Raw genomic sequence first — 3512 nt, 5'->3', positions numbered from 1 at the left:
CGCCCCCTGGCCGCCCGTCCCGGCCGGGGCCGTCCGCGCCGCGCACCCGCGAGCCGCGGGCGCCCTGTTCACAGCAGCACAGAAAACGAGGACAGCATGGCCACTGCAAAACGCCGAGCCCCGGGGCGCTCCCTCAACGGCGCCGCGCGTTTCCGTCCCAAGTGGATGCCCTGGCTATGGATCACGCTGCCGGTCCTGGCGATCGTCTCCTTCTACATCTACCCCTTCATCACCACGGTCTACGTGTCCTTCACCAAGACCAAGCCGCTGGGCAGGGTCGGGCGCTTCGTCGGGTTCGAGAACTTCGCGAGCGTCCTGTCCGACGGCGAGTTCTGGGAGTCGCTGCGCAACTCCCTGCTGTACGCGGTGTGCGTCGTCCCCCTCATGGTCCTGCTCCCGCTGCTGCTCGCCCTGCTGGTGAAGAGCCACGTCCCCGGAATCGGCTTCTTCCGGGCCCTCTACTACCTGCCGGCCATCTCCTCGCTGGTCGTCATCTCCCTGGCCTGGCGCTACCTGCTGGACCAGCGCGGACCGGTCAACAACCTCCTCGCGTCGTGGGGACTGGCCAGCGAGCCCGTGCCCTTCCTGTCCAACCAGTGGCTCATCCTCTTCTGCGCGATGCTCATCACGCTGTGGCAGGGCCTGCCCTACTACATGATCCTGTACTTGTCCGCGCTGGCCAACGTCGATAAGTCCCTGTACGAGGCGGCGGAGCTCGACGGGGCGGGCCCGGTGCGCCGCTTCTTCACGGTCACAGTGCCCGGCGTGCGGGTGATGATGTTCCTGGTCGCCACGCTCACCACGATCGGCTGCCTGAAGATCTTCACCGAGGTCTACCTGCTGGGGGGCGCCGCCTCGCCCACCAAGACCCTCACCATGTACATCCGCGACCGGATCGTCGACCCGACCTTCGGGTCGCTGGGGCAGGGGGACGCGGCCTCGGTGTGCCTGTTCCTGCTGACCTTCGGATTCATCATCGCCTCCCAGGCGCTGCAGAGGAAGGCTGAAGACGCATGAGCGCCCAAGCACCCGCCCAGAAGACCCCCTCCCGCTTCGCGCAGTGGCGCAAAGCGCGCAGGCTCGAGCGCCAGTCCCGCACCGTCGCCAGCCGTCAGATGCGCGGCAGCCAGCTGTTCATCCGCTACGCGGTGCTCGTCGTCGTCGCGATCCTGCTGGTCGGCCCCCTCGTGCTGCCCCTCATGGCGGCCTTCAAAGCCCCCGGCGAGTCCGTTTTCGGCCAGGGGGCCACGCTGCTCCCCCAGCAGTGGTCCCTCGAGTCCTTCACCAGGCTCTTCGAGCGCACCGACATCCTCGGATCCATCGGCAACTCCGCGCTGGTGGCGCTCCTGGCCGTCACCTCGAACGTCGTCCTGTCGTGCGTGGGCGGTTACATGCTGTCCAGGCGCGGGTGGAGCGGGCGCACCATCATGTACTTCGTGGTGCTGTCGGCCATGATCTTCCCCTTCGAGTCGATCATGCTCTCCCTGTTCTCCATGATGGTGCAGGCCAACCTCTACAACACCCTCACGGGCGTGTGGATGGTCGCCATGATCGGGCCCTTCCAGATCCTCATGATGCGCGCGGCGTTCATGGGCATCCCCGACGAGATCGAGGACGCCGCCCTCATCGACGGGGCGGGGGAGTGGAGGCGCTTCTGGGAGATCTTCTTGCCCCAGGTGCGCGGAACCCTCACGGTCGTGGGGCTGACCTCCTTCATCGCCGCGTGGTCGGACTTCATCTTCCCCCTGCTGATGCTGCCCGACCCGAAGAAGCAGACCCTCATGCTCACCCTCACCGCGATCCAGAACTCGCCGCAGGGCACCACCTACCAACTGGTGCTCGCCGGCGCGGTCGTCGCCATGACCCCGGTCGTCATCGTCTTCGCCCTCAGTCAGAAGTACTTCTTCCGGGGCATCGAGGACGGCGGCCTGAAGTTCTGAACCGCGGCCGGGCCCGCCCGGCGTCCACCCCAGTCGGCCGCTGCGCCGACCGGCCCGCCCGGCCGCTGCGGTGCCCACCCCACCCGGCTGCCGACCCGTCCCATCCGGGACCGGCCCGACCCCTTCCCCCCCGACGAATCCCCAGGGAGCGCACATGACCGACCGACTCACCGACGAATTCGCCCCCGACGCCCTCGAGGCCGCTGGGGCGCTGGGGGGAGCCGAGGACCCCGGCTACACCTACCCGGACGACCCCCGCACCGCGCGCGCCCTCGAGCACTGGCGCGACCTCAAGGTGGGGGTCATCATCCACTGGGGGATCTTCTCCCACATCGGCCAGGACGGATCCTGGTCCCTGCACCGCACCCGGCTCGGCGGTTTCACGGACGCCCCCCAGGGGTGGCAGGGCACGGACGCCGAGTACCACTCGTGGTACTGCGACCAGGCGCGCTCCTTCACCGGCGAGGACTTCGACGCCGCAGAGTGGGCGAGCGCCTGCGCCCGCGCGGGGATGCGCTACGCCGTCTTCACCACGAAGCACCACGACGGCTTCGCCATGTACGACACCGCCTACTCGAACTTCAAGTCCACGTCGGAGGAGTCGGGCCTGGGGCGCGACATCGTCCGCGAGGTCTTCGACGCCTTCCGCGGCGCGGGCATGGAGACCGGCGTGTACTTCTCGAAGGCGGACTGGAACCACCCGGGCTACTGGGACCGCTCCCGCCCGATCACGGACCGCTACCACAACTACGACATCGCCTCCCACGAGGCCAAATGGGAGTCCTTCGTCACCTACACGAAGAACCAGATCGAGGAGCTGCTCACCGGCTACGGCGACGTCAACGTCCTGTGGCTGGACGCCGGGTGGGTGCGCTCCCCGGAGGAGCCCATCGGCATGGACGCGATCGCCGAGGCCGCGCGCCGCCTGCAGCCCTCGATCCTGGTCGTCGACCGCGAGGTCCACGGGCCCAACGAGAACTACAGGACCCCTGAGCAGGAGATCCCCGACTCCGTCCTGGACCACCCGTGGGAGTCCTGCATCACGATGACACGCGGCTGGTGCTCGATGCGGCCCGACGAGGCGATCAAACCGATGCGCCGCATCGTCTCCAACCTGCTGGCGATCGTCTCGCGCGGCGGCAACTACCTCATCGGCATCGGGCCCGACGGCTCCGGGCGCATGTCGAAGTGGGTGCGCCGCGGCCTCGACGAGCTCGGCGGCTTCCTCGAGGCCAACGGGCCCGGGATCTTCGCGACCCGCCCGTGGGAGCACGGGGAGCGGGTGCGCGGCGCCGACGACTGGTCGTGGTGGACGACCCGTGCCGCCCCCTCCGCTCCCGGTGGCCCCGGCACAGTCTACCTCTTCGGGATGGGCCCGGCCGACGGGGCGGGGGCGGGATCCCTGGAGGAGCGGACCTTCGCGGCGCCGGGCACCAGCGCCACCTGGGTCGAGGTGCCCGCCCCGGTGGCCCACGCGCGCCTGCTCGGCTCCGGGGAACCCGTCGAGGTCGAGGCGCAAGGGGAGGGGGCGAGGCTGCGCGTGCCCGCCACGGGCCTGGCCTACGCGGTCGG

Annotated in this window: 3 protein-coding genes; all 3 read left to right on the top strand. The window is 69.4% G+C overall.

The window, feature by feature from the left end; translation table 11 throughout:
* Positions 1-96: 96 nt before the first annotated feature.
* Positions 97-1017, top strand: a complete 921-nt coding sequence (locus BH719_RS04360) for a carbohydrate ABC transporter permease (protein WP_009743551.1) — start codon at positions 97-99, stop codon at positions 1015-1017.
* Complete coding sequence (locus BH719_RS04355) at positions 1014-1940, top strand: carbohydrate ABC transporter permease (protein WP_009743550.1); 927 nt, start codon at positions 1014-1016, stop codon at positions 1938-1940. Before BH719_RS04360 ends, BH719_RS04355 begins: the two co-directional genes overlap by 4 nt.
* Before the next feature lie 154 nt (positions 1941-2094).
* A partial coding sequence (locus BH719_RS04350; RefSeq protein WP_009743549.1) for an alpha-L-fucosidase occupies positions 2095-3512 on the top strand: 1418 nt, incomplete at its 3' end.

This window comes from Pauljensenia hongkongensis (assembly GCF_001746855.1).
GTDB classification, from domain to species: Bacteria; Actinomycetota; Actinomycetes; order Actinomycetales; family Actinomycetaceae; genus Pauljensenia; species Pauljensenia hongkongensis.
This window is presented reverse-complemented; position numbering and strand designations above follow the sequence as displayed.

Excerpts from the sequence above, each read along its gene's own strand:
- BH719_RS04360 (WP_009743551.1), top strand. The coding sequence starts at position 97 with ATGGCCACTGCAAAACGCCGAGCCCCGGGGCGCTCCCTCAACGGCGCC.
- BH719_RS04355 (WP_009743550.1), top strand. The coding sequence starts at position 1,014 with ATGAGCGCCCAAGCACCCGCCCAGAAGACCCCCTCCCGCTTCGCGCAG.